Origin of the sequence: Corallococcus sp. CA049B, assembly GCF_003611685.1 — a bacterium.
Lineage (GTDB): Bacteria > Myxococcota > Myxococcia > Myxococcales > Myxococcaceae > Corallococcus > Corallococcus coralloides.
In genome coordinates this window covers 15,546-40,979 of sequence record NZ_RAWC01000064.1, presented here as the reverse complement: position 1 = coordinate 40,979, position 25,434 = coordinate 15,546, and the positions used below count along the sequence as shown (strand labels likewise).

23 protein-coding genes are annotated in these 25,434 nt (G+C 68.7%); 4 read left to right on the top strand and 19 right to left on the bottom strand.

The window, feature by feature from the left end:
• Positions 1-46: 46 nt before the first annotated feature.
• The 15 genes from D7W82_RS16785 to D7W82_RS16710 all read right to left on the bottom strand — a co-directional run bounded on the left by D7W82_RS16785 (position 47) and on the right by D7W82_RS16710 (position 14,767).
• Entirely contained in the window at positions 47-1,957 is a 1,911-nt protein-coding gene (locus tag D7W82_RS16785; RefSeq protein WP_120619320.1) for an ATP-binding protein, read from the bottom strand.
• A gap of 101 nt (positions 1,958-2,058) precedes the next feature.
• Positions 2,059-2,457, bottom strand: a complete 399-nt coding sequence (gene rplS, locus D7W82_RS16780; RefSeq protein WP_120553445.1) for a 50S ribosomal protein L19 — start codon at positions 2,455-2,457, stop codon at positions 2,059-2,061.
• Positions 2,458-2,576: 119 nt separating this feature from the next.
• Positions 2,577-3,314, bottom strand: a complete 738-nt coding sequence (gene trmD / locus D7W82_RS16775) for a tRNA (guanosine(37)-N1)-methyltransferase TrmD (protein WP_120619319.1) — start codon at positions 3,312-3,314, stop codon at positions 2,577-2,579.
• Positions 3,311-3,859, bottom strand: a complete 549-nt coding sequence (gene rimM / locus D7W82_RS16770; protein WP_120619318.1) for a ribosome maturation factor RimM — start codon at positions 3,857-3,859, stop codon at positions 3,311-3,313. Before rimM ends, trmD begins: the two co-directional genes overlap by 4 nt.
• Positions 3,856-4,140, bottom strand: a complete 285-nt coding sequence (locus tag D7W82_RS16765) for a KH domain-containing protein (protein ID WP_120619317.1) — start codon at positions 4,138-4,140, stop codon at positions 3,856-3,858. The genes rimM and D7W82_RS16765 overlap by 4 nt, the downstream gene beginning before the upstream one ends.
• A 23-nt stretch (positions 4,141-4,163) precedes the next feature.
• Complete coding sequence (gene rpsP, locus D7W82_RS16760; RefSeq protein ID WP_014397299.1) at positions 4,164-4,424, bottom strand: 30S ribosomal protein S16; 261 nt, start codon at positions 4,422-4,424, stop codon at positions 4,164-4,166.
• Positions 4,425-4,527: 103 nt separating this feature from the next.
• Positions 4,528-5,658: a 23S rRNA (adenine(2503)-C(2))-methyltransferase RlmN gene (gene rlmN / locus D7W82_RS16755; RefSeq protein WP_120619316.1), complete on the bottom strand. Its 1,131-nt coding sequence runs from the start codon at positions 5,656-5,658 to the stop codon at positions 4,528-4,530.
• Positions 5,659-5,947: 289 nt separating this feature from the next.
• Positions 5,948-6,370 (bottom strand): nucleoside-diphosphate kinase, encoded by a 423-nt coding sequence (gene ndk, locus D7W82_RS16745; RefSeq protein ID WP_014397302.1) that lies wholly within the window; start codon positions 6,368-6,370, stop codon positions 5,948-5,950.
• Positions 6,371-6,412: 42 nt separating this feature from the next.
• A complete protein-coding gene (gene sucD / locus D7W82_RS16740) occupies positions 6,413-7,309 on the bottom strand; it encodes a succinate--CoA ligase subunit alpha (RefSeq protein ID WP_120566134.1) in 897 nt (298 codons plus the stop codon).
• Between the two features lie 32 nt (positions 7,310-7,341).
• Entirely contained in the window at positions 7,342-8,502 is a 1,161-nt protein-coding gene (gene sucC, locus D7W82_RS16735) for an ADP-forming succinate--CoA ligase subunit beta (RefSeq protein ID WP_120619314.1), read from the bottom strand.
• A gap of 268 nt (positions 8,503-8,770) precedes the next feature.
• Entirely contained in the window at positions 8,771-9,577 is an 807-nt protein-coding gene (sdhB, locus tag D7W82_RS16730) for a succinate dehydrogenase iron-sulfur subunit (protein ID WP_120619313.1), read from the bottom strand.
• A gap of 87 nt (positions 9,578-9,664) precedes the next feature.
• A complete protein-coding gene (gene sdhA / locus D7W82_RS16725; RefSeq protein WP_120619323.1) occupies positions 9,665-11,542 on the bottom strand; it encodes a succinate dehydrogenase flavoprotein subunit in 1,878 nt (625 codons plus the stop codon).
• 228 nt (positions 11,543-11,770) lie between these two features.
• Positions 11,771-12,712 carry a malate dehydrogenase gene (gene mdh / locus D7W82_RS16720; protein WP_120619312.1) on the bottom strand — a complete coding sequence of 314 codons (942 nt, stop codon included), beginning with the start codon at positions 12,710-12,712 and terminating at the stop codon, positions 11,771-11,773.
• Positions 12,713-12,741: 29 nt separating this feature from the next.
• Positions 12,742-14,037 (bottom strand): NADP-dependent isocitrate dehydrogenase, encoded by a 1,296-nt coding sequence (gene icd / locus D7W82_RS16715; protein WP_120619311.1) that lies wholly within the window; start codon positions 14,035-14,037, stop codon positions 12,742-12,744.
• Positions 14,038-14,215: 178 nt separating this feature from the next.
• Positions 14,216-14,767: an ATP-binding protein gene (locus D7W82_RS16710; protein WP_120619310.1), complete on the bottom strand. Its 552-nt coding sequence runs from the start codon at positions 14,765-14,767 to the stop codon at positions 14,216-14,218.
• A 402-nt stretch (positions 14,768-15,169) separates the two neighbouring features.
• On the opposite strand from D7W82_RS16710, the gene D7W82_RS16705 reads away from it, so the two are divergent.
• Together D7W82_RS16705 and D7W82_RS16700 are read left to right on the top strand one after the other, a co-directional pair.
• Positions 15,170-17,317 (top strand): hypothetical protein, encoded by a 2,148-nt coding sequence (locus D7W82_RS16705; RefSeq protein ID WP_171424819.1) that lies wholly within the window; start codon positions 15,170-15,172, stop codon positions 17,315-17,317.
• Positions 17,318-17,328: 11 nt separating this feature from the next.
• Positions 17,329-18,072: a hypothetical protein gene (locus D7W82_RS16700; RefSeq protein ID WP_120619308.1), complete on the top strand. Its 744-nt coding sequence runs from the start codon at positions 17,329-17,331 to the stop codon at positions 18,070-18,072.
• Positions 18,073-18,079: 7 nt separating this feature from the next.
• On the opposite strand, the gene D7W82_RS16695 is transcribed toward D7W82_RS16700, so the two are convergent.
• Positions 18,080-19,720, bottom strand: a complete 1,641-nt coding sequence (locus tag D7W82_RS16695; RefSeq protein ID WP_120619307.1) for a bifunctional 3-(3-hydroxy-phenyl)propionate/3-hydroxycinnamic acid hydroxylase — start codon at positions 19,718-19,720, stop codon at positions 18,080-18,082.
• A 444-nt stretch (positions 19,721-20,164) separates the two neighbouring features.
• Between D7W82_RS16695 and D7W82_RS16690 the strand changes: the two genes are divergently transcribed.
• Both D7W82_RS16690 and D7W82_RS16685 read left to right on the top strand, forming a co-directional pair.
• Positions 20,165-20,959: a class I SAM-dependent methyltransferase gene (locus D7W82_RS16690; protein ID WP_147439358.1), complete on the top strand. Its 795-nt coding sequence runs from the start codon at positions 20,165-20,167 to the stop codon at positions 20,957-20,959.
• A gap of 107 nt (positions 20,960-21,066) precedes the next feature.
• Entirely contained in the window at positions 21,067-21,267 is a 201-nt protein-coding gene (locus tag D7W82_RS16685) for a hypothetical protein (protein WP_120619305.1), read from the top strand.
• 70 nt (positions 21,268-21,337) lie between these two features.
• Here the strand turns inward: D7W82_RS16685 and D7W82_RS16680 are convergent, their stop codons facing one another.
• The 3 genes from D7W82_RS16680 to menC form a co-directional block, all read right to left on the bottom strand.
• Positions 21,338-22,663, bottom strand: coding sequence for a cytochrome P450 (locus D7W82_RS16680; protein WP_120619304.1), 1,326 nt, complete (start codon positions 22,661-22,663; stop codon positions 21,338-21,340).
• Between the two features lie 105 nt (positions 22,664-22,768).
• Positions 22,769-24,232 (bottom strand): o-succinylbenzoate--CoA ligase, encoded by a 1,464-nt coding sequence (menE, locus tag D7W82_RS16675; RefSeq protein ID WP_120619303.1) that lies wholly within the window; start codon positions 24,230-24,232, stop codon positions 22,769-22,771.
• A 42-nt stretch (positions 24,233-24,274) separates the two neighbouring features.
• Positions 24,275-25,429, bottom strand: a complete 1,155-nt coding sequence (gene menC / locus D7W82_RS16670; protein ID WP_120619302.1) for an o-succinylbenzoate synthase — start codon at positions 25,427-25,429, stop codon at positions 24,275-24,277.
• Between the last annotated feature and the right edge of the window lie 5 nt (positions 25,430-25,434).

Genomic DNA, 25,434 nt, shown 5'->3' with positions numbered 1-25,434 from the left:
GCACCGTTAACGTCTAGCCGCCGCCCCTCGCGCTTCTTCGCGGCGGCTAGACGTTAACGGTGCCATCCGACATCTGGCCGAAGCCGGGGTGGGCGGTGACGTGCAGCACCTGCGTGAGCGTGCCCAGGTGCTTGAGCATGCGGGCGACGAGGGGCAGCTTCGCCTCGTCCACGCCCGTCAGCACGTCATCCAGGAGGAAGGGGCGCTTCACCCGGGCGCACGTCTTCTCGACCACCGTCAGGCGCAGCGCCAGGTAGTAGAGGTCGATGTCCTTCGGGGACAGCTCGCCCACCGGGATGCGGCTGTTCGGCGCGAGCAGGAAGGCGTTGCCCTCGCGGTCCCACTCCACGCCCTGGTAGCGCTTGTCCGTGAGCGCGGTGAGGTACTGCACGCAGCGGTCCTTCAGGAGCGCCTGCACCGACAGCATGTCGAGCGTGAGCACGTCCGCGGCCTGCGACAGCACCAGGGGGGACGGGTCCTCCAGCGGATCCACGGGTGCGGGCGTCTGGCCGGGGGCCACGGCCACCGGCACCGGGGGTGCCTTCGCCAGCGCGATGGACTCCTTCAGCCGGGACAGCTCCCGCTCCACCTCGCGCAGGTCGCGCACGTAGGTGCCCTTGGCGGACAGCTCCGCGTTGAGTTCCTCTTGCTGCGCGCGCATCTCCTGCCCGTCGCGCAGGGCGCCCTGGTACTCGGCGGAGGCCTCGAACTCCTCCAGCTGCGTCTGCAGCTCCCCCAGCCGGATGCCGAGCAGATCCTTCTGCTCCAGCGCCCCGGGGATCTCCGTGTAGTCCTCCAGGTTCAGGGCCTTGACGGCCATGCGCACGGGGGCGTCCTCGAGCTCGAACTCGTCGAGGATCTTCTTCTGCCGCGCGTCCTTGCGGTTGTCCTTGGAGCCCTTGCGCGTGGCGTGCTGCAGGTCGTCCACGTAGCGCAGCGCCATCAGCGCGGCCGTGCCGAAGGCGGGGATGTTGAGCAGCGCCAGGTAGCGCCACATGGGCTGCGCCGCGGCGATGCCCAGGCCCACGCTCAGGCCCATGAAGAGCACGCCCGCGCCCAGGCCGCCCCAGAAGTAGCGGTTCTGCGTGAGCGGCGGCACCTTCAGCGACGCGTCCTCCTGCTCCGGATCCCGGTCCGTCTCCAGCCGCGCCAGCGCCTCGTCCCGCCGGGCCACCGCCTTCGGGTAGCGCTTCACGCGCGTGAGGATGTCCAGCGGCAGGCCCAGCGACTCCGGAGAGGGCGCCGCGCGCCACGCGGCCTCCGCCTGCGAGATGGCTTCCTTGAGCCCCTCACCGCCCTTGAGCTTCGAGTCCGCCTCGAAGATGAGCGACGCCAGCTCGTCCACCTTGAACTGGAGCTGATCCACCGCCTTCGCGGTGACGAGCTCCTTCTCCAGCACCTTCACCTTCGCTTCGGCGGCCGGGACGTCCTCCGCCGGCAGCACCTGGGTGGCGGCCGCCAGCGACGGCGTGGCCCCGGAGGCCTTCGCGCCCGCGGCCGCCGCGGCCTTGGCCAGGCTCTTGCGGGGCCGGCGCGACGGCAGCATCACCAGCTGCAGGCAGTACACCTGCTCGAAGGTGGTGCGCGGCGGCAGGCCCGCCTGGCCGCGCAGGTACTGGTTGATCTCCGAGACGTCCGTGGAGACCAGCTCCGGCTGGCTGGTGGCCGGGTTGAGCCGGTGCAGCGAGCCGGAACCCCCGAGCTCGCGCAAGATCCGGTACGTCATCCCGTCCTGCCCCACGAACGTCAGCGCGGCCTTGCCAGAGCGCCCCGCCGAGCCCACCAGGCTCGAGTCTCCACCCCGGCCATCCGCGAACAGCAGGGACAGCGCCAGGTTCCCGAGCGGCAACATGTCCGCCGTGGGCGGCTTGAGGATGAGGTACCCGGTCTTCAGCGGGAAGCGTCCGGTGGGAGAGAACCCACGGACGTTCTGGATGGCGACCTCGACGAAGTGCATGGCGCGCGCAGTCTAGCCCGAACGAAAAAAGGAGCGTCCAATGAAGGACGCTCCTTCTCTCACGCGGCCGCGAAGGCCGCGAGAGGGTTTCTGCGGACCTACTAGCCCTGAGCGGCGGCGGCCTTGGCGGCCTTGGCGGCGGCCTTCTCAGGATCCACCAGCACGTCCACGCGCGAGGCCTTGCCCTTCAGCTCGCGGAGGTAGAACAGGCGCTTGCGGTTCACGTCGCCGCGGGTGAGGACTTCGATCTTCTCGTAGCGCGGGCTGTGGATGGGGAAGATGCGCTCCACGCCGACGCCGAAGGACATCTTGCGCACGGTGAAGGTCGCGCGGTTCGTGCCCTTGGTCTTGCGGATGACCACGCCCTCGAAGGCCTGCACGCGCTCCTTCTCGCCTTCCTTGACCTTCCAGTGGACGCGAACGGAATCACCCGTGCGGAACTCGGTGATGTCCTTGCGCAGGAACTTGTTTTCGACGTGCTCGATGAGGCTGCGGCGCATGACGGACTCCAGAAAGCGGAACTTGACGCGTAGGACGCGTGGAAAAGAGCGGGCCGTCCTAGCAGAGACCGCCGGGACGAACAAGCCTGCAACAAAAGGTTCCGCGAGAACACGCAGGGTTACAACGCTTCTTCTTCCCTGGCGAGCAGTTTCTGATCCGCTTTGCTGAACACCAGCCGCGCGAACAGGTCTGGCCGCCGCTCCTGCGTGAGCTTGATGGCCTTCCACCGGCGCCAGCGGGCGATGCGGGCGTGATCGCCGGACTGGAGGGCGGCAGGCACCTCGGCCCCCCGGAAGACGGGCGGCCGGGTGTAGTGCGGGTGCTCCAGGAGGTTCTCCTCGAAGCTCTCCGACACGGAGGACGCCTCGTTGCCCAGGACGCCCGGCACCAGCCGCGCCACCGCGTCCACCACCGCCATGGCCGCGACTTCCCCTCCGGTGAGGACGAAGTCGCCCAGGGACAGCTCCCCGTCCAGGAAGGGCATCACCCGCTCGTCCACGCCTTCATACCGGCCGCAGACGAGGATCAGCCCGGCCTCGTGCCGCGCAAGCTCGCGCGCCGTCCCTTGCGTGAACGTGGGCCCGCGCGGGCTCATCAGGAGCGCCTTCGCGCCGGGCTGACGGGCCCGGGCGGCCTCGATGGCGGCCACCAGCGGCTCGGGCTTCATCACCATGCCGGCGCCGCCGCCGTAGGGCGCGTCGTCGGTGACGCGGTGCTTGCCCTCGGCGTAGTCGCGCACGTCGGTGAGCGTGACGGAGAGCAGCCCCTTCTCCTGGGCCTTCCCGAGGATGCTCGCGCCCAGGTAGCCGGACACCATCCCGGGGAACAGCGTGAGCAGCTCCACGCGGTAGCTCACCCGCCGTCTCCAGAGCCTTCGGGCCCGTCCGCCTCCAGGTACTCCGGAGGCCGGATCACGATGCGCCCCGCGGGCACGTCCACCGCCGGCACGAACTCATCCGCGAAGGGCACCACCAGCTCCGGCCGGCCCTTCGCGCGGATCACCAGGTTGGGCACTTCACCGGTGGCCCAGACCTCCTCCACCGTGCCCAGGGAGGCGCCCTGCTCGTCCACGGCGTTCAACCCCACGAGGTCGCCCTGGAAGAACTCGCCCTCCTCGGGCGGCTCCAGGTCCTCGCGATAGACGAACACCTTCGCGCCCACCAATGCCTCGGCGGCCGCGCGGGACGCCACGCCCTCGAAGAACACCAGGTCCTCCTTGTTGGCAGGACGGAAGGTCTCCAGGGCGTACTCGCGCTCTTCACCCGAGCGCAGGCGCAGCCGGACACGCTCGACGGTGCCGAGCGTCTCCGAGGCGGGGTCGAAGCTCTTGACCGCCACCTCGCCGCGCAGCCCGTGCGCACGGGCCACGTAGCCCAACTCCAGACAGGCCTGCGCGCTCACCGCGCGGCGTCCGGAGCGGGCGGCGCCGGGGGAGAACCCGGGGCGCGGCGATCGTCGAGTATCTCCAGGCGGACCTTCTGGCCCTGCTTCTGGGCGGCGGCGTTGATCAGCGTCCGGAGGGCGTTCACGGTGCGCCCATCACGTCCGATGACCTTGCCGACGTCCTCGGGGGCGACCTTCAGCTCATAGAGCTGGCCGCCATCCGCCTCGGAGATGCGCAAAGTGACCTGGTCGGGTTGATCAACCAGGGCCTTCGCCAGATACGTGAGCAGCGGCTCCACGTCTTGTCCAGACGGGGGCGTGCTCAGGCGGTGGTCGCCGGGGCCTGCTTCTTCGCCGTCTTGATCAGGTCCGCGACCGTCTCGGAGGGCAGCGCGCCGCTCTTCAGCCAGTAGTTCAGCCGCTCCTCGTTGAACTGCACCTTCGCGGGGCTGTGGTTGGGGTCGTAGGAGCCGACCTGCTCCAGGAACTTGCCGTCACGCGGGCTGCGCGAGTCGGTGGCAACCACGTGGTAGTACGGCATCTTCTTGGCGCCCGCGCGGGCAAGACGGAGGACAACGGCCATGGATCGCTCCAGCGAAATCGTGAGACTTCTACGGTAACAGTGCGGAGGGGGGCGCTCTTAGCGCCCTGCCGACTGGATTGTCAAGGAAGCTCGGGTGCTTATGTCACGTCGGGGCTTCCGCGGCCGTCTCGTCGCGATTGGCGAGCTGGCCACAGGCCCCGGCGATGTCCCGGCCCCGGTTCTTCCGGATGTATGCCGCGACGTGCGCCTCGGCAAGGATGGCCCGGAACTCCTCGGCCCGCTGCTCGCCCGTCGTCTGGAACCCCAGGCCGGGGTTCTCGTTGTACGGGATCAGGTTCACCTTCGCGGGAATGTCGCGCAAGAGCTCCTTCAGCCGGTGCGCGTCCTCGTCGCTGTCGTTGAACCCTTTGAGCAGCACGTACTCGAAGGTGATGCGGCGGCCCTGGCGCAGGGGGAACTTGCGGCAGGCCTCCAGGAGCGCCTGGATGTTCCACTTGCGGTTCACCGGCATCGTCTGGCTGCGCTGCTCGTCCGTGCTGGCGTTGAGCGAGATGGCCAGCTTGACGTCCGTCTCCTGGCCGAAGCGCTCAATCATGGGCACCAGACCCACGGTGGAGACGGTGATGTGCCGGTGGCTGAAGTTGGGCCCCTCCTCCGACTGGAGGATGGCGAGCGCCGTCTTGAGGTTCTCGAAGTTGTGGAGCGGCTCGCCCATGCCCATGAACACCAGGTTCGTGAGCGGACGCAGCGTCTCCAGGCTCTCGTTGCGGCGCACCTCGCGGTTCACCGCGTGCACCTGGGCGACGATCTCTCCAGCCGTGAGGTTGCGCTTGAGGCCCAGCGTGCCCGTCATGCAGAACGAGCACGCCATGGCGCAGCCCACCTGCGTGGACACGCAGAGCGTCTTGCGGTCCTCCGCCGGCATGTAGACGGACTCGATGAAGCGCCCGTCGCGCGTCTTGAAGCGGTACTTGATGGTGCCGTCGACGCTGCGCTGCTCCAGGTCCTTCACCAGCGGGACGATCTCCGCCTTGACCCTGAGCTTCTCGCGCAGGGCCTTGGACAGGTCCGTCATCTCGTCGAAGGAGGTGGCGCCGCGCTGGTGCAGCCAGCGGTAGAGCTGCGCCGCGCGGAACGGGCGCTCGCCCAGCTGCTCGCTCAGGAACAGCGCGAGCTTCTCGCGCGACAGGCTGGCCACGTCGACCAGCTTCGCGGGGGCCGGCACCGGCAGGGGCTCGGTGACTGGGAGGGCTGTGGCGGTAGGCTCGGACATCGTTCAGTCGGGGCTAACGGAGGGCAATGGGGCGTGCTTCCCACAAGAAGGCACGGCAAGTCAAAGGAGAGCCCGCCCCCTTCCCTGCCTACCCCTTCGAGTCGTGGTGCTCGGCGGCGCCGCGCTTCCAGTCGCCCGTCACCCGCACCCAACTCTTCCGCGTCCGCGACCTCGATGGAGGCGAACGCGCGCCTGCCCGCCGGCAGCTCCTTGCTGGAAATGACGACGGCCCGGGTCCGCGCCGCGTGGGGCGTGGACACCGGGCCGCTGTCACCAGGCTGGAAGCTGCTCAGCCCTGGATTTCGGTCTCGCGGAAGAAGTACGCGACCTCGTTCTTCGCGTTCTCCAGGCTGTCCGAGCCGTGGACCGTGTTCGCGTCGATGCTCTGGGCGAAGTCCGCGCGGATGGTGCCCTTGTCGGCCTTCTTCGGATCCGTGGCGCCCATCAGCTCGCGGTTCTTCAGGACGGCGTTCTCACCCTCCAGGGCCATCAGGACCACCGGGCCGGAGATCATGAAGGACACCAGGTCCTTGAAGAACGGCCGGGCCTTGTGGACGGCGTAGAAGCCCTCGGCCTCCGCCTGGGACAGCTGCTGCCGGCGGATGGCGACAGGCTTCAGGCCCGCCTTCTCGAACCGGGCGATGATCTCGCCGACGTGGTTGTTCTTCACTCCGTCGGGCTTGATGATGGACAGCGTGCGCTCGATGGCCATGGTGTTTGGCTCCTCGTGTGTGTGTCGTGTGAAGGGTTCGGCTCAGCGCTTCGGGGGGCCGCGCTTGACGGCCTCCTGCAGCGTGGTGCCCAGCTCGGCGGGGCTGGCGGCCATCAGGATGCCCGCGGCCTCCATCGCCTTGATCTTCTCCGAGGCCGTGCCCTTGCCGCCGGAGATGATGGCGCCCGCGTGGCCCATGCGCTTGCCCGGGGGCGCGGACTGACCGGCGATGAAGCCGGCGATGGGCTTGGTGAACTCGCGCTTGACGTACTCGGCGCCCTCTTCTTCCGCGCTGCCGCCAATCTCACCGATCATGATGACGGCGTCCGTCTCAGGGTCGGCCTGGAAGAGCTTCAGCACGTCCACGAAGTTGGTGCCGTTGACGGGGTCGCCGCCGATGCCCACCGCGGTGGACTGGCCCAGCCCCAGCTGCGTCAGCTGGTGCACGGCCTCATAGGTCAGCGTGCCGGAGCGGGACACCACGCCGATGCGGCCCGGCTTGTGGATGTGGCCCGGCATGATGCCGATCTTGCACTTCGCGCCGGGGGTGATGACGCCCGGGCAGTTCGGGCCGATGAGGCGCACGCCCGGCTTGCCCTGCAGGTAGCGCTTGGCGCGCACCATGTCGTTGACCGGGATGCCCTCGGTGATGGTGATGATGAGGGAGATGCCGGCGTCCGCGGCCTCCATGATGGAGTCAGCGGCGAAGGGCGGCGGCACGAAGATGACGGACGTGTTCGCGCCCGCCTGCTTCACCGCGTCGGCCACCGTGTTGAACACGGGGACCTTGCCCTCGAAGGAGGTGCCGCCCTTGCCCGGCGTGACACCGCCCACAATCTTCGTCCCGTACTCCAGCATCTGCTTGGCGTGGAACGAGCCCGCCGAGCCGGTGATGCCCTGGACGAGGACCTTCGTGTTCTCGTTGACGAGGATGCTCATGGCGTTCTTTCAGGAAAGAGGGAGCGAAGGCCCTACTTGATGGCCGCCACGGCCTTCTCGGCCGCCTGGCGCAGGTTGTCCGCGGGAGTGATGGCGAGGCCCGAGTTGCGGAGCAGCTCCTTGCCCTGCTCCACGTTGGTGCCTTCCAGGCGCACGATGAGCGGGATCTTCAGCTGCACTTCCTTCGCCGCCGCGATGATGCCTTCCGCGATGACGTCACACTTCATGATGCCGCCGAAGATGTTGACGAGCACCGCCTTGACCTGCGGATCCGCGAGGATGAGCTTGAAGGCCGCCGTCACCTTCTCCTTGCTCGCGCCGCCGCCCACGTCCAGGAAGTTGGCCGGAGCGCCGCCCACCAGCTTGATGGTGTCCATGGTGGCCATGGCCAGGCCGGCGCCGTTCACCATGCAGCCGATGTTGCCGTCCAGCGCGATGTAGGCCAGGTCGTACTCCTTGGCCTGCGTCTCGCGGGGCTCCTCCTCCGCCAGGTCGCGGTACTCCAGCAGGTCCTTGTGCCGGTAGAGCGCGTTCTCGTCGAAGGTCACCTTCGCGTCGAGCGCGACCACGCCGCCGCTCTTGCGGATGACCAGCGGGTTGATCTCCACGAGGGACGCGTCCGTCTCCATGTACATCCGGTAGAGCGCGGAGCAGAACTGGACGAACTTGTTCACCGTGGGGCCCGTCAGGCCCAGCCCGAAGGCCAGCTCGCGGCCCTGGAAGTCCGCGAAGCCCACCGCGGGGTCCACGACGGCGCGGAGGATCTTCTCCGGGTGCTTCTCCGCCACTTCTTCAATCTCCACGCCGCCCTCGGTGGACGCCATGAAGGTGATGCGGCTGGTGGCGCGGTCGAGCGTCACGCCCAGGTACAGCTCCTGGCCGATGTCGAGCCCTTCCTCGATGTAGACCTTGTGGACCTTCTGCCCTTCCGGGCCGGTCTGGATGGTCTTGAGCATCATGCCCAGCATCTGCCGGGCCAGGTCCTTGGCCTCCGCGGGGCTCTTGGCCAGCTTCACGCCGCCGCCCTTGCCGCGGCCGCCCGCGTGGATCTGCGACTTCACGACGACGACGGGCGTCGCGAGCTCCTTCGCCGCGGCCTCCGCCTCGTCGGGAGAGAGCGCGAGGATGCCGCGCGGCGTGGGCACGCCATACTTCCGGAAGAGTTCCTTGCCCTGGTACTCGTGGATCTTCATCGAATCTCCGGGTGGGACGAGGGGAGACGAGGACAACCCCTACACGGGGCGTCAACGCGGGCCCTCATTGCGCAGAAAACGACGGATGGCAAGGCCGTTTGGCCTCCAGCGTCGCGACGGGACACAGGCTCCGCCTCTCAGCAATAACACCCGGTGTCCGGGCGGATGAGGCGGTCTTCACCCTAATGGACACGGCCCCGCCCGGCGCCCCAACGACAGGGGGCGCAGGCACGGGGCCGCGAGCAAGCCAGGTCAGCGTCCGGGAGGGTCAACCCGGACCGGCGGAGGCCTTCTGCTCCTCTTCCTTGAAGAAGATGTCCTTGATGATCAGCTTGCTCACCTCGCGGTTCATCACCGCGATGGAGGTCGTGAGGGGGATCTCCTTCGGGCAGACCTTCACGCAGTTCTGCGCCTTGCCGCAGTCCTGGATGCCGCCGGGGCCCATGAGGGCGCGCGTGCGCTCCTCCGCGTTCAGCTTGCCCGTGGGGTGCATGTTGAACAGGCGGGCCTGGCTGATGGGGGCGGCGCCGATGAAGTCGTTGTCCAGCGTCACCTGGGGGCACGCCTCCAGGCAGCTGCCGCAGGTGATGCACGTGGACAGCACGTACATCACGGAGTGGTCCTTCTGCGACTGGCGCGGGCCGGGGCCCAGGTTGTACGTGCCGTCGACGGGGATCCACCCCTTCACGCGCTTGAGCGACTCGAACATGCGGTCGCGGTCCACGGTGAGGTCGCGCACCACCGGGAACTTCTTCATCGGCTCCAGGGTGATGGGCTGCTGGAGCTTGTCCACCAGGGCGGAGCACGCCATGCGCACCCGGCCGTTGATGTTCATGGCGCAGCTGCCGCACACCTCCTCGAGGCACGCGGAGTCCCACACCACGGGGGCCACCTTCTTGCCCTCCGCGGTGACGGGGTTGCGCTGGATCTCCATCAGGCAGGAGATGACGTTGGCGCCCTTCGCATAGGGAACCTTGAACTCTTCGAAGTGCCCGGGCTTGTTCGGATCATCCTGCCGCCAGATGCGGAAGGAGATGGTCTTCGAGCTGACGGCGCTGGCCTGTGCGGTGTCCATGGTGCGGCTGCCCTTCCCTTCACTGCCAAATCAGGTGGCGGAAACCCGCGCCTGGAAGCGCGCGGGCCCGGAAAGAAAACGAACGCCTTACGCGTACCAGCGGGGCTCGGGCTCCAGCACCGGCGTGGGCAGGTCCTGGTAGGAGATCTGCGGGCCCTGGGCGGCGTAGGTGGCGATGGTCGTCTTCGCCCACTTCTCGTGGCGCTGGCGCCACAGGGTCATCCACTCCGGATCCTTTGTCGGGTCCTTCACCTTGGGCTCCGGCAGGGAGAAGTCCGGCTTGTAGTGGGCGCCGCGGCTCTCGTCGCGCAGGAGCGCGCTGGTGGCGATGACTTCGCCCAGCTCCAGCATGTTCCACACCTGGTTGGTGTACGACAGCGCGCGGTTGGCGACGACGCCCGTGTCCAGCACGTTGACGTTGTTCCAGCGCTGCTTGAGCTCGCGGACGCGCTCGATGGTCTTCTTCAGGCGGTCGTTGTAGCGGACGACGGTGCAGTTCTCCGTCATCACCTCGCCCAGCTCCTTGGCGATCTGGTACGGGTTCTCCTGCCCGTTCATCGCCTTGATGGTGGCGAAGCGGTCCTGCCAGTACTTCTTCGCGTCCGCGAAGTACTTCTCCGGCATCGCCGCGGCGCTGGTCGTCTGGTTCTTGGCGAAGGCCGCCATCGCCGGGCCGCCGATCATGCCGGAGTAGATGCAGGACAGGAGCGAGTTGGCGCCCAGGCGGTTCGCGCCGTGGAAGGCGTAGTCCGCCTCGCCGGCCGCGTAGAGGCCCGGGATGCGCGTGCTCTGGTTCACCGGGCTGCCGTCCAGCGGCGTCTGGGTGCGCGAGTCCGCCTCGAAGGAGACGTGCAGGCCGCCCATCGAGTAGTGCATGCCCGGGAAGATGACCATGGGCGTGTGGCGCGGATCATCTCCGACGAACTTCTCGTAGATCTCCATCACGCCCTTGATCTTCGCGTCGAGCGTCTTGGCCGGGATGTGCGTCACGTCCAGGTACACGCCGTCGCGCCCGCCCAGGCCCATGCCCAGGTCGCGGCAGACCATGAAGATCTCGCGCGTCGCCACGTCGCGCGGCACCAGGTTCTTGTACTTGGGGTACTTCTCTTCCAGGAAGTACCAGCGCTCGCTCTCCGGGATCTCCCGGGGGTTGCGCGTGTCACCCTTCTTCTTGGGCACCCAGACGCGGCCGCCCTCGCCGCGCACGGACTCGCTCATCAGGCGCAGCTTGTCCTCGCCCGGGATGGACGTGGGGTGCACCTGGATGAACTCACCGTTGGCGTACAGCGCGCCTTCCATGTACGCGCGGCCCGCGGCGGTGCCGGTGTTGATGATGGAGTTGGTGGAGCGCCCGAAGACGATGCCCGGGCCGCCCGTGGCCAGGCACACCGCCTCCGCCGGGAAGGTGCGGATCTCCATGGTGCGCAGGTCCATGGCCACGCTGCCGATGCAGCGGCCGGACTCGTCCTTCACCGTGCCCAGCCACTCCCAGTACTCGTACTTGGTGACCTTGCCCTCCGCCTCGTAGCGGCGGACCTGCTCGTCCAGCGCGTAGAGCAGCTGCTGTCCGGTGGTGGCGCCCGCGAACGCGGTGCGGTTGTGCAGGGTGCCGCCGAAGCGGCGGAAGTCCAGCAGGCCTTCCGGCGTGCGGTTGAACGTCACGCCCATGCGATCCAACAGGTAGATGATGCCGGGCGCCGCGTAGCACATGCCCTTCACGGACACCTGCTCCGCGAGGAAGTCGCCGCCGCGCAGCGTGTCCTTGACGTGGATGTCCGGGTGATCGCCCTCACCCTTCGTGTTCACCGCGCCGTTGATGCCGCCCTGGGCGCAGACCGAGTGGGAACGCTTGACGGGGACGAGCGAGAGCACGTCCACTTGGTGACCCGCCTCCGCCAGCTTGATCGTCGTCATCAGCCCGGCGAGACCGCCGCCCACCACCGTGAATCGCGCTGCTGCCGCCATCATCGTCTCCTTGAGCACCGGCTGCCGGGGGGGTGCCTTCACGGGGGGCCGCTGAAGTCCTGCTTCGCGACGCTGCCCCGCACCCGTGCCAGGTACGAGTCCAACACGCTAGTTAACTTGGAAAAATACCGCCGCAAGGACGGGGGGCCGGGGGATAAGCCCGGATCATTCACGGCATCAGGCGGGGCCCGCCAGGAGCATTCAGGCGGGCCCGCCGACAGCCGGGGACTACAGCTTCACGAGGTCGACGGTGCCCTTGACGGAGGTGAAGGACTTGTTCAGCTCGGCCTTCTCCGCGTCGTTGAGCTCCACCTCGATGATCTTCTCCACGCCGTTCGCGCCGATCTGCGCGGGGACGCCGAAGAAGAAGTCCTTGATGCCGTACTGGCCCTTGAGCAGGGCGGCGGCCGGCAGCACGCGCTTGCGGTCGAAGAGGTAGCTCTCCGCCATGGCGATGGCGGAGGAGGCCGGGGCGAAGTAGGCGCTGCCCGTCTTGTACAGGCCCACCAGCTCCGCGCCGCCCTTGCGGGTGCGGTCGATGATGGCGTCCAGCTTGTCCTTGGCGATGAGCTGGGTCAGGGGCACGCCGCCCACGGTGCTGTGGCGCACGAGCGGGACCATATCGTCACCGTGGCCGCCGAGGACGAGCGCCTCCACGTCACGGATGGAGCAGCCCAGGGCCTCGGCCACGAAGCACTTGAAGCGGCTGGTGTCCAGCACGCCCGCCATGCCCACGACCATGTTGTCCTTCAGGCCGGCGATCTTGTGGAGCGCGAACACCATCGCGTCCAGCGGGTTGGCCACGTTGATGACGAAGGCGTCCGGGGCGTGCTGCTTGATGTTGCCCGCCACGTCCTTCATGATCTTCAGGTTGACCTCGAGCAGGTCCTCGCGGGACATGCCGGGCTTCCGGGGCACGCCGGCCGTGATGATGATCACGTCCGAGCCCGCGACGTCCTTCCAGTCCGTGGAGCCGGTGACGCGGCTGTCGTAGCCATCCACCGCGGACAGCTGGTTGATGTCCAGCGCCTTGCCCTTGACCAGCCCCTCCGCCGCCGGGATGTCGTAGAGCACCACGTCGCCCAGGTTCTTCTGGACCGCCAGCAGCGCCAGGTTGCCGCCGATCTGACCGCCACCGATGAGGCCGATCTTCTTCTTCTTGTGAGCCATGGTTTCGCCCTCCTGCTTTGGGGTGGGGACTACATGTGCTTGATGATGGCCTGACCGAACTCCGAGCACTTCACCTCGGACACGGTCTCCTTCGTCTCCAGCTTCATCAGGCGCGCGAAGTCGTACGTCACGGTGCGCGCCGCGATGGCCTTGTCCATGCCCTTGATGATCAGGTCCGCGGCCTCGTGCCAGCCCAGGTGGCGGAGCATCATCTCGCCGGAGAGGATGACCGAGCCCGGGTTCACCTTGTCCAGGTCCGCGTACTTCGGCGCGGTGCCGTGGGTGGCCTCGAAGACGGCGTGGCCGGAGACGTAGTTGATGTTGCCGCCCGGCGCGATGCCGATGCCGCCCACCTGCGCCGCGAGCGCGTCCGACAGGTAGTCGCCGTTGAGGTTGAGCGTGGCGATGACGTCGAACTCGTCCGGACGGGTCAGCACCTGCTGCAGGGTGATGTCCGCGATGGAGTCCTTGATGATGATCTTCCCGGCGGACACCGCGGCCTTCTGCTCGGCGTTGGCGGCCTCCTCGCCCTTGGCGGCCTTGGTGGCCTCCCACTGGTCCCAGGTGTAGACCTTGTCACCGAACTCACGCGCCGCGAGGTCGTAGCCCCACTTGCGGAACGCGCCCTCGGTGAACTTCATGATGTTGCCCTTGTGGACCAGGGTGACGCTCTTGCGCTTCAGGTTCACCGCGTACTGGATGGCCGCGCGCACCAGGCGCTCCGTGCCTTCCTGCGACACGGGCTTGATGCCGATGCCCACGTTCGCCGGGAAGCGGATCTTGCCCGCCTCCTTGGGGAACTCCTGCTTCAGCCAGCCCAGGAACTTCTCCGCCTGCGCGGTGCCGGCCTCGAACTCGATGCCCGCGTAGATGTCTTCCGTGTTCTCACGGAAGATGACCATGTCCACCTTGTCCGGCTGCTTCACCGGAGAGGGCACGCCCTTGAAGTAGCGCACGGGCCGCAGGCAGACGTACAGGTCCAGCATCTGGCGCAGCGCCACGTTCAGGGAGCGGATGCCACCGCCCACCGGCGTCGTCAGCGGGCCCTTGATGCCCACCAGGTACTCGCGGAACGCGGCGACCGTCTCGTCCGGCAGCCAGTTGTTCACCTGCTTGAAGGACTTCTCGCCGGCCAGCACCTCGTACCAGGAGATCTTCTTCTTGCCGCCGTAGGCCTTCTCCACCGCGGCGTCGAACACCGCCTGCGAGGCCTTCCAGATGTCGCGGCCGGTGCCGTCGCCCTCGATGTAGGGGATGATCGGGTTGTTCGGAACGGTCAGCTTGCCGTTCTGCAGGGTGATCTTCTCGCCAGAGGGAGGCGCCATGAACGCAAACTCCTGATTGAGACCGGGGTCTTGAGAGGCGGCGGATAGTCGGGAACCCGCCCCCGGTCGTCAAGGAGTTTGGCCGCACGCCCCCTGGGTTGGACGCACCCGGGGGGTGCCGCGCTTATCGCAGCCAATGGTCCGGAAGCAGGATCGTCTTTCCGGATTTGGATGCGGGCTAGAAGCTCGCGAGCCCCGGCGCCGGCAGGACGACGCTCACGGCCGTCCCCTCCTCCAGGCGCTCCACCGCCAGCTCACCGCCCATGGCGTCCACCAGCTCCCGCGCGCGGGCGAGCCGCCGCTGGGTGCCGCCCACGCGCAGGGGCGACAGCACCACCGAGCGCGTCTCCCGTTCGGAGAGGCTCACGCCCGGCATCACCACCTGGAAGCGGGGCCCCGCGTCGCCGAAGTCGTCCGGAGGATCCACCACCACGCGCACGGAAGGCGCCACGGCCGGGGCCACGTCCGCCGCGTGGGCGACGAGCAACAGCAGCACCTGCTCCAGGCGCCGCCGGCTGACCCGGGCGATCACCGGATCCTCGGGGAGCTCCAGCGCGACCTCCATGCCGCGCAGCCGCCGCGTCGCGCCGAGCAGCCCCAGCGCGTCCCGCACGCACACCGCCACGTCCACCTGGAAGACGTCGGGAAGGTCCACGGACTCGAGCCCCTGGCCACCAGAAGAGGCTCTCGCGTCCCCCGGCGATCCCGTCACATCCAGCGCTGCGCTCATTCGCGGCTCCCTTCCCCAGCCAGTCCCAGAAGTGCCGACCATAACGGCCCCCCCTGACACGGTCCATTGCCCGTCAGCCCCGGACCGCCACCCCTTATTCACGTGAAGGAGGGTTACAGCCCCGCGCCACTTTGCTGATAAGGATGCGCACGCTGGGTCCGGGTAACTCCTCGGAAAACCCGTATATGCCAGGTCGAATGCGACCCACGGTGAGTCAGGCGTCGAGGCAGAAAAACAGCCCAGGCATATAAATTCGATTTGACTGTTACGGCCGAGATCTTCAATATGTCTTCCCAGAATCCAGAGCCGTCAGCGTCTCCAGTGAATCAGGGAGGAAGTGTTGTGCTCGCAACATCGCCGACCACCAATGGTGTCGCTGCCCGCAAGAGGGGAGTCCTGACGATGGATGGAGGGATCCCGGCATCCTCGAAGTTCCGGCATGCGATTGAATTCGGCAGTGGCGACGCGCTGCGCAACGTGATTCCCCTTCCCCCCGCTGAAGCCGCCCTGGATGACTCGGGCTATTCGCTGCACGGCAGCGGTCCCACGGCCATCACCTGCGCGGTGGGCCGGCCGGACGCGGTGCTGGGGGAAGTGACGCGGCTGTCTCCGACGGTGGTGTGGGTGGCCCCGCGGCAGCCGCTGGCGGACCCCACCGAGTCGCGCACCTTCCCGGTGTACCTGGCGTGCAACGGCGCCACGATTGGTCCGCTCAATGGCGCCTTCATCCGGACGGACATGGACGTCCCGAACGCGCCGGTGGGCCTGCAGCTGGTGGGCGTGACGCTGGAGCAGGGCCGGCAGATCCTGGGCTTCCTGGCGGACGCGCTGCGCCAGGGCGTGGCGGTGCCGGCGGCCTCCGCGCTGCCCGTGCAGGACATCATCACGGACGGGGAGCGGATCCGCTCCATCTTCACCGCCATCTGCGCGTCCGGGAACAAGGGCGTGCTGCGCCGCCAGGGCCGGGTGGTGCGCATGGTGCTGGAGCGCTTCCACTCTTCTTCCGGTCAGCTGGAGTGGCGCACGGAGGAGTCCACCCCGGACTTCGGCGAGCCGGCGTACGACATCGACGTCATCGGCTACAACTCCGCGTACCGCCTGCGCGTGGAGACGGGCCGGATGGAGGGTGACCGCCTCTTCACCCCGCTGCCCGAAGAGCTCTTCCGCATCCGTCACCGCTGGCACCGCCGCGTCACCGCCCCCGAGGGCGTGCACGCCCGGTTCCACCACCCGCTCTGGCGGGAGCAGGGGCTGATGCGCCGCGAGGTGCTGGATCTGTCCTTCTCCGGCCTGTGCATGCGCTGCCAGCCGCAGGACCTGCTCTTCCCCGGCCTGCTGCCGCCCCTCATCGAGCTGGAGCTGGGCGACGGCCAGCGGGTGAGCGTGCGCGGGGAGATCCGCTACGTCAGCGGCCTGCGCGCGGACGGCACCGTGCTGTGCGGCCTGAGCGTGCTGCCCTACTCTTCCGACGAGGCGCGCTGGGTGCGCTTCGTGTCCCAGACGATGTCCCCGGCCACGCGCACCAGCGAGGGCCTGGTGGATGAGCTGTGGGACCTGTTCAACCGCTCCGGCTTCTTCAGCCTGGGCGGCAGCACCCCGGCGGAGTTCGAGGAGCTGAAGCAGAACTTCGCGTCGCTCGCGAAGCGCGCCGCGGAGGTGCCGCAGCTGTTCTGCAACGCGGTGTGGCCGTCCGAGCGCGGCATTGAAGCGACGCTGTCCTTCACCAAGCCGTACCGCAACGCGTGGCTGGGCCACCAGGTGGCGAAGCGGCCCGGCAAGCCGCCGGAGGGGTTGAAGGAGGCGGGCGCCATCATGCGCGACCTCTACCTGCGCACCTTCGAGCACCCGCAGAGCGACCCGGACTTCCACTGGGTGGTGGCCTACGTGGAGGCCCTCAACCCGTGGATCAACAAGGCGCACGTGAAGTACGCGCAGCGCCAGATGGAGGCCGGTTCGTCCCTGGCCTTCACGCGGAAGATCCAGAAGATGAAGGCCTTCAGCAACGAGCTGACCGGCCGCGTGCACCCGTACACGGTGGGCCCCGCCACCGCGAGCGAGCTGAGCCTGCTGGCGGCGACCATCGCGCAGCAGTTCCCCGAGTGCTACGTGCAGTCGTTGGACCTCACCCGCGACCGGCTGGACATGGGGCCCGTCACGGCGAAGTGGAAGAGCTTCGGCATGGAGCGCGAGCGCACCGTCCTGGTCGCCCGCCGTGACGGCGTCCCCCACGCCGCCGCCGTGGTGGAGCTGGGGCAGCTGGGCGCGAACCTCTTCCGCCTGCTGGACAACACGCGCCTGTTCTCCCTGCTGGGGGATGGAACGCGCGCGTACTCGGCGCTCCTGGACGCGGCCCGCCGCTGGTACGCCGCGCGCAACCGCCCCTCCTTCCTCTATCTGCGCGAGGACGCGGGCGGCGACTACGTGCAGGAGTGCGGCCTGCACGACGGGCCGGATCCCTACCTGTGGATCATCTCCGCCAAGCTCGTTCCGGACTTCCTGGAGCACATCAGCGAACTCACCATCGGGCGCCGTGGTGCCCACTCCCGTTGAGGATTCCCCCCATGACCAAGCCCCTCGTCGAAGAGCAGTACCTCCCCCACGTCACCGACGTCCGCCACCTGCTGGCGACCGGCCCCCACGTGACGACGCTGCTGGACCCCAACGTGGAGCCCGCCCTGCTGGAGGCCTTCCTCATCCAGTTGTGTGCCCTGGGCGTCTACATGACGGAGCCCGTGGACGGGTGGATCCGCCGCGCCGGTGAGGCGTGCGTGAAGGCGGGGATGGTGGACGTGGGCGAGAAGCTCATCACCCACGCCAAGCACGAGGCCGGTCACCACCTGATGATGGTGGAGGACACGAAGAACCTGGTGGCGGGCTGGAACGCGCGCCGCTTCCCCAAGCTGGACGCGGAGGCCCTGATGGCGCAGGCCCCCACCCGCGCCATGCAGGAGTACCGGGAGATCCACGAGGAGACCATCGCGGGCCCCATGCCGGGCGGCCAGGTCGCCATCGAGTACGAGATCGAAAACCTGTCGGTGGTGTTCGCGCCCCGGCTGATTGAACAGTGCAAGGCCGTGCTGGGCCCGGACGTGATGAACTCGCTGTCGTTCATCAAGGAGCACGTGGAGCTGGACGTGGGCCACACGGCGCTCAACGAGGTCATGCTCAACAAGCTGCTGGGCCAGAAGCCCGAGCACGCGACGACCATCGCGAAGACGGGCGCCCGTGCCCTGGACATCTACCTGCGCTTCTACGGCGACTGCATGGCGAAGGCGAAGCAGCTGCTCCAGTCCGCCTCCGCCTGAAGACGCCTCAGGCCCCGAGCTGCGCCGCCCGCCGGGAGCCGCGGTTGCCCCAGCGGGTGAGCGGGCGGACGGCCTGCTTCAGCGAAGCATGGACCTGCGCGACGCCCGCGCTGTTCGTGGCCGCGTAGACGTAGCGGTCCGGGCGCAGGACGACCAGGTCCGAGCCGTGCTGGGCGAACCACTCGCCCAGCTTGCCCTCCAGGTCCACCACCTCGCCGGAGCGGCCCGCGCCCGAGCGCGCCGCCGGCGCCACGGACAGCCACACGCCGCCGATGTCCTCCGCCAGCGCCCTGGCGGCCTGCTGCACGTCCGCGGGCGCACCCGGCCGCGTCAGCACCGCGAAGCGCTGGCCGATGACGTCATCCAGCGGGCGCTCCCCTTCTTCACCGTGCTCCACGCGCGGCTGCGGGAAGAAGGCGCCTTCCGCGGCCTGCTTGGACTTGCCGCGCTTGCCGCCGAAGAGGAACCCCTCCGCGTGGAAGAGGTTCGGCTTCATCTTGTACTCGCGGATGAAGGGGCCGGTGACGGGCATGTGGTACAGCAGCTTGATGAAGGCGTTGCGCGCGCGGGCCATGAACGGGCCGCCCGACGCCAGCATCGAGCCGAGCGAGTCCGACAGGCGCATCATCTCCGCGGCGTGCGGCCGGCGCTCCACCTCGTAGGTGTCCAGCAGCGACGCGTCCGCCGCGCCGCCCAGCACGTGCGCCAGCTTCCAGGTGAGGTTCGCCGCGTCGCGCAGGCCGGAGCACAGGCCCTGCCCCAGGAACGGCGGCATCAGGTGCGCCGCGTCTCCGAGCAGGAACACCCGGCCCACGCGCCACTTCTCCGCCATGCGGCTGTGGTAGGCGTAGAGGTTGACGCTCTTCACCTTCACGGTGTCCGGGTCCATGAAGGGCGCGATGATGCCGCGCACGTACTCGGGCGTCTTCACGTACTCCAGGTCCTGCCCCGGCTTCACCACCGTGTCGAAGCGCACCTCGTCGTGCGCGGTGCGCGTCACGATGCCCACGCGCTCCGGGCCGCAGGGGTAGTAGGTGAAGTCCGGCGCGGACGACTGCGTCTCCACGGAGATGGCCAGCGCGTGCTCCAGCGCCGTGGTGCCCTCCAGCTTCAGGCCCAGCCGGCGGCGGATGCCGCTCTTGGCGCCGTCGCACGCGAGCAGGTAGCGCGCGCGCACCGTCATCGTGCGGCCGTTGACGTGGTCCTTCACGCGCACGGACACGCCTTCGTCGTCCTGCATGAAGGATTCGACTTCGTGTCCGCGCCACATGCTGACGTGCGCGAAGCGCTCCATGCCGCGGTGAAGCGCCGCCTCCATGCGCGGCTGGTTGAAGAGCGAGCCGATGGGGTGGCCGTTGGGGCGCTCCACCTTGGTGAAGTCCACCTCGGCGAGCATCCGCATCTCGTCATCCACGTAGGTCATCTTCAGGCACGGGTGGAAGCCCGGCCCCAGCTCGCCCGTGAGACCCGCGGCCTGGAAGATGCGCTGCGCTTCGTCGTCCGCGTTGATGGCGCGGGACTGGGTGTGCGCGGTGGTCTCCTTCTCGATGACCACGGTGCGCAGGCCGTACTGGCCGAGCAGGTTCGCTGCCATGGCACCCACCGGGCCGCTTCCGACGACGATCACATCAACAGATTCCGGAGCCATTACTCCCTCCCGTTGTGTGCCAGCTGATCCGTTTTGAACCGAGCGACCGAGCGACCGATGCCCCCCTCGGTCGTAAGTAATAATACCTATAAATTCTGGCAACCCCACTCCAGTTACGCGGGTTCAACGCGTTTCTGGCTGCCTCCCCCCGAGTCAGAAACACCCGGTCCGCGTCATCCCGACCGCCTGATAATGAAACGCACCCCTCCTGAAACCTTGCAGGGCTGATCAGCACTCGCGGTCCGCTGTCTGCCTTTCGTGCAGTGATTTCCTGCAAGGCTTCAAAGTTTCGTGGAAGCGGCAGGAATTGGGCGGACTGTTGGGATTTCCGAGGCGGCGGATGTGTGCCAATGCCCCTGGAAGGCGCCTCTTGTACGTCGCTCGGGACTGGGCGACAGTGCGGGAGTTGTCTCCCCCCTGAGCCCCTTGGAGTGCCCAGCGATTATGCCCAGACTGCAACTTTTTGAATTGGAGGATCAGCCCTGGTTCCCGAAGGTGCTGCGCCGGGGGGTGACGGACTTCCTCGCGTACGTGTGGAGCCTGTCGGATGACCGCTATTCGGAGTTCGTGAAGCGGCTCAAGGGCGCGATGGCGGCGATGGGCGAGACGCAGCTGTTGGACATGGCGTCCGGCAGCGCGGGGCCGGTGCCGAAGCTGCTGGAGATGCTGGAGTCGCAGGAGGGCTACCAGGCGACGGCGCTCCTGACGGACCTGTACCCGGAGGTCTCCGCGTTCGAGAAGGCGAAGGCGGCGAACCCGGGCCGCATCGACTACGTGACGACGCCGGTGGACGCGACGGCGGTGCCCGCGACGTACAAGGGCTTCCGCATCATGTGCAACTCGTTCCACCACCTGCCGCCGGACCTGGCGCGCAAGGTGCTGGCGGACGCCGTGGCCCAGCGCCGGGGCATCGCCATCATGGAGCTGGTGGAGCGGCGCGGGCCGGCCATCGCGATGACGGCGGCGGCGCTGATCAACGTTCCGCTGACGACGCCGTTCATCCGCCCCATTCGCGCGGACAGGCTCGCCCTCACCTACCTCATGCCGCTCATCCCCATCGCGGCGGCGTTCGACGGCGTGGTGTCCTGTCTGCGCACGTACTCCGTGGAGGAGATGCGCGAGCTCACCCACGGCCTGAGCGACGACTACATCTGGGAGATCGACCGGCTCACCAACCCGGGGAACCCCTTCGGCCTGATGATGCTCATTGGCCGACCCGCCACCCCCTCGAAGGCCTGAGTGGCCTGTCAGCAGGAGGTCACTGACGCCCCGGGCCGACGCGGGGCGTCGTGATTTCCAGGTTTGAAGGGGGTTCAATGGCCGCTCCTTCAACGAGGAGCAGGCTCATGGAATGGCTTGAATTCAAGCGCTGGTCTCCCGAAGTCCAGCACGCGCTGGCACTGCAGGCGGCCCGGTTGGGCCAGACGGCGATGCACGCGGAGCCGCCGCGGCCGTCCGCGACGATGGTCGCCGCGCACCGCCTGTGCACGCTGCTGCGCCAGTATCCGCGCAGCAACCCCTGGGGACACCCCGCGTCGGAGTGCTGAGACGCGGGCTGAAGCACCCGGCCCGTCCGTGGGGGCACCACGGGCGGGACGGGAGCATCGAGGGTGGCTTTCAGGTCCCGGTGGGGGTCCAGTTCACCCGCAGGTGCTGGATGGTGCGGATGGTCAGCGACTGCGTGTGGCCGAAGTCCGGGTTCTCCTCCAGCTTCAGGTCCGGGAGCTGATCCAGCAGCAGGTTGGTGGCGATGAGCGCCTCCAGCCGCGCGAGCGGCGCCCCGATGCAGAAGTGGATGCCCCGGCCGAAGCCCAGGTGCGTCGGGTGGTGCCGGGAGATGTCGAAGTGGTCGCCGTCCGCGAGCAGCGCGGGGTCACGGCTTCCGGACGCGTAGAGCAGGAGCAGCCGCGAGCCCTTGGGCAGCGCGACGCCCGCGAGCTCCACGTCCTCCAGGGTGGTGCGGATCATCCCGTGCGCCACCGAGTCGAAGCGCAGCGTCTCCTCGATGAGGTGCGGCACCAGCGAGCGGTCCTCGCGCAGCTTCTGCCAGAGGCCGGGCTGGAGCAGGGCCTGCTTCCAGCACTGGGCGAGCAGCGCCGTGGTGGTTTCGTGGCCCGCCGCCAGCATGCTTCCGGCGATGGCGATGATCAGCTCCGGCAGCGTGAGCGCTTCGCCGTCCGCGTCGGTGGTGACCAGGTAGCTGATCAGGTCGTCGCGGGGTTCGTCCGTGCGGTCGCGGATGAGGCGGGCGACGTAGTGCTGGAAGGTGACCCAGCTGCGGGCGAGCGGCGGCTGCTCTTCCGCGGGGACGCGGGTGAAGATCATCCGGAAGAAGTCGTCACACCAGCGCTTGATGTCCGCCATGTCCTCCTGGGGAACACCCGCCATGCCCAGGATGACCCGCACGGGCAGCGGGTACGCGAACTCCGTCACCAGGTCCGCGTGCCCCCTGCGGGCGAAGGCCTGGATGAGCTCCTCGGAGACGGCGCGGATGGGGGCTTCCTGCGCGGTGATGCGCTGGGCGGAGAAGCCGCGCCCCAGCAGCTTGCGCAGCCGGGTGTGCGCGGGCGGATCCGAGTTGATCAGGCTGTCCGCCAGGGGATAGCCCTCGGCGAGCACCGCGAGCGTCGCCGGGGACAGCACCGAGCCCATGTTGCCCAGGTCCGCCGACGAGTAGCGCGTCGGATCCTTGAGCACGTGGCAGATGTCGTCGTAACGGCTCACCAGCCACATCCCCAGCATGGGGTTGTAGCTGACGGGCGCGTCCCGCCTCAGCTCCGCGTAGAACGGATGCGGGTCCGCGACATGGGGGCCCGCGAACGGGTTGTACTGGGCGCCCAGATGGGGGCACTTCATCGCGCCAGCGGCTTTGCTGGCGTGCGCATCGATGTGGAGCGACTCGGACTGCCCTTCCACCTTCACTGCTTCCACTGCGGTACTCACCGTGAGCTTCCTCTCAGGATCCCCCCACAGTGGAATATTATAACCCAACCTGACAGGTCTTCTCAGCGAGTCCTGCGAACCCCATCCATCTGGAATTCAGGGTTGCTAGGACCCAGGCTGATACGGGGGATGAGACAGGGCGTGGTTCCTCAGGACGGGGCGCTCCACCTTGCTCATGGCGTTCCGAGGCAATGTTTCAATCGCAACAAAGCGGGTGGGCACCTTGAAGCGCGCCAGGGAGTGGCGGCACCAGGCGTCCAGGTCCTCGGGGAAGGCGTGGCCGGGGCGCAGGACGACGAAGGCCACGGGGACCTCGCCCCATTGGGGCTCCGGCACGCCGACGACGGCGGACTCCAGGATGGCCGGGTGGTTGGCGAGGACGGCTTCGATTTCGGCCGGGTAGAGGTTCTCCCCTCCCCGCACGATGAGGTCCGTGCGGCGCGACAGGAGGGTGAGGCGCCCCATCGCGTCCAGGACGCCCACGTCGCGGGTGCGCAGCCAGCCGTCATGGAAGGCGTCGCGCGTGGCCTCGCGCTGGCGCCAGTAGCGGGCCATGAGCGTGGGGCCGCGGACCTCCACGTCCCCTTCCTGGCCTTCACCGAGCGCCGCGCCGTCGGTCCCGACGATGCGGACCTCGAGCCCTGGCAGGGGCGGTCCGGCGGTGCGGCCATCCGCTTCCGAGGGGCGCTCGGTGGTGACCTGGGAGCAGGCCTCGGTGAGGCCGTAGGTCTGGAGGGCCAGGAGTCCCGCGGCCCGTGCCCGGGTGAGCAGGGCCGTGGGGACGGGACCTCCGCCGATGAGCGCGCACTGGAAGGTCGCGGGCAGCCGGCGGTCCCGCCGCGCGTCCAGCACACGCTCCAGCGTGGTGGCGACGAAGCTGGCGTGGGACGCGCCCTCCGTGTCGATGGCGTGGTTGACGGCGTCCGCGTCGAAGCGCTCGTGCAGGAGGAGGCAGCCGCCTTCGTAGGCGGTGCGCGTGAGCATGGCCAGGCCCCCGACGTGGAACAGGGGCAGCGTGCCCAGCCAGCGCGGCGCGGGGTGCGCGCCCAGGTTCGCGGCGGAGGCGCGGCATGAGGCACGGAAGGCGCCTTCCGTGAGCACGGCGCCCTTGGGCCTCCCCGTCGTTCCGCTGGTGAAGAGGATGACCCGGGCCGTGTCCGCGTCCCAGGCGCGCTCGGGCACGGGGCTGGCCGTCACGCCGTCGGGGAAGGACTCCAGGACCTCCGCTTCCGGGAGCCGGTCGCGCAGGGCTCCAAGCGCCAGCGTGAGCCGGGGCTCGACGTCTTCCAGCAGGGGGCGCAGCTCCGCCGGAGTGAGCCGGGCGTTGAGCGGCGCGAATATCGCGCCCAGGCGGCCCAGCGCCCAGAAGAGGAAGGTCACCGCCGGATGGCTCGTGGACAGCAGGGCCACGCGTTGCCCCTGGTCCACACCTCGCGAGGCCAGGGCCTCCGTCCAGCGCGTCACCTCTTCATCCAGCGCGCGGAAGGTCCAGGCCTGTCCCGCGAAGCGCAGGGCGTCCGCGTGGGGATGCAGCCGCGCGCCTTCGCGGATGGGGCAGTCGTAGATCATGGCCTCGCTCCTCCGAAGAGTGGGAGCCGCCGCGGCGATGGCTCAGTGTTCCCGGCTGAAGTCCGGGCTCAGTCCCAGCCCGGGCAGGTCGCGCAGCCGCACGAGTCCCCGCCGGGGTTGATACGGATGATCCTTCGGCTCGTCCGCGAAGAGCCGTCCCACGGCGAGTCCGGAGGCCAGGTCTCCCGACGGCAGCGCGGAGGCCAGGTGCGCGGCGCCCGCTCGGGCCACCACGCCGTCAATGGAGCTGGTGACGTACGCGTGCATGCCCAGGTGGGCCGCTCGCAGCGCCACCACCATGGAGGGCAGCAGCCCGCCGAGCACCATCGGCTTGATCACCACCGCGCCCACCGCCGGCCCGCCGCCCAGGTCCATCGTGAGGAGCGTGCGCACCGCGGCGGGCGTGGCGAGCGTCTCGTCCGCGGCGATGATGCACGGGGCCCGGCGCTGCACCCGCCACAGCGCCTGCAGATCCTCCGGCGGCGTGGGCTGTTCCACCAGCTCCAGGTCGTACCAGCCCAGCCGATCCAGGGCGCGGTTGGCTTCGGGCTCCGTCCAGCCACCGTTCGCGTCCAGGCGCAGGCGCACGCGAGGCCCCACCGCGTCGCGCACGGCCCGGACCCGGGCTTCATCCGCGTCCAGCGAGCGGCCCGAGACCTTCACCTTCAGCGTCTGATAGCCCTCCTCCACCGCCGCTCGCGCTTCCTGGGCCAGGGCCTCCGGCTCCTCCGCGCTCAGCAGCGCGTTCACCAGGACCTCCTGCCGCGCCTCCTCCGCGAGCAGCCAGCACAGGGGCACGCCCTTGCGCTGGGCCACCAGATCCAGCAGCGCCAGCTCCAGGCCATGCTGCGCGGCGGGCACGGGCTCCTCCGGGTCGATGCCGCGGATCCGCGCGCCGCGCTGGCGCGACTCCTCGCTGGCGGACGGGACGAGCGTGGCCTCGATGCCCTCGATGCTGTCCTCCAGCGTCTGCCCCTTGAGGGAGCTCAGCCACCCGCGCAGCACGGTGTGCGTGAGAGCCAGGGACTCCGTGCCGAACTCGGGCAGCGGCATGGCTTCACCCTGCCCGATGCGGCCCTCCTCGTCGCGCAGCCGCACGAGGAAGCCGTCGCGCGTGGCGTAGGTGCCCCTCGCCGTCCGCAGGGGGTTGGCCAGCGTGAGGTGCAGTGGGGTGAGCGTCGCTTCGATGATGCGCATGACGC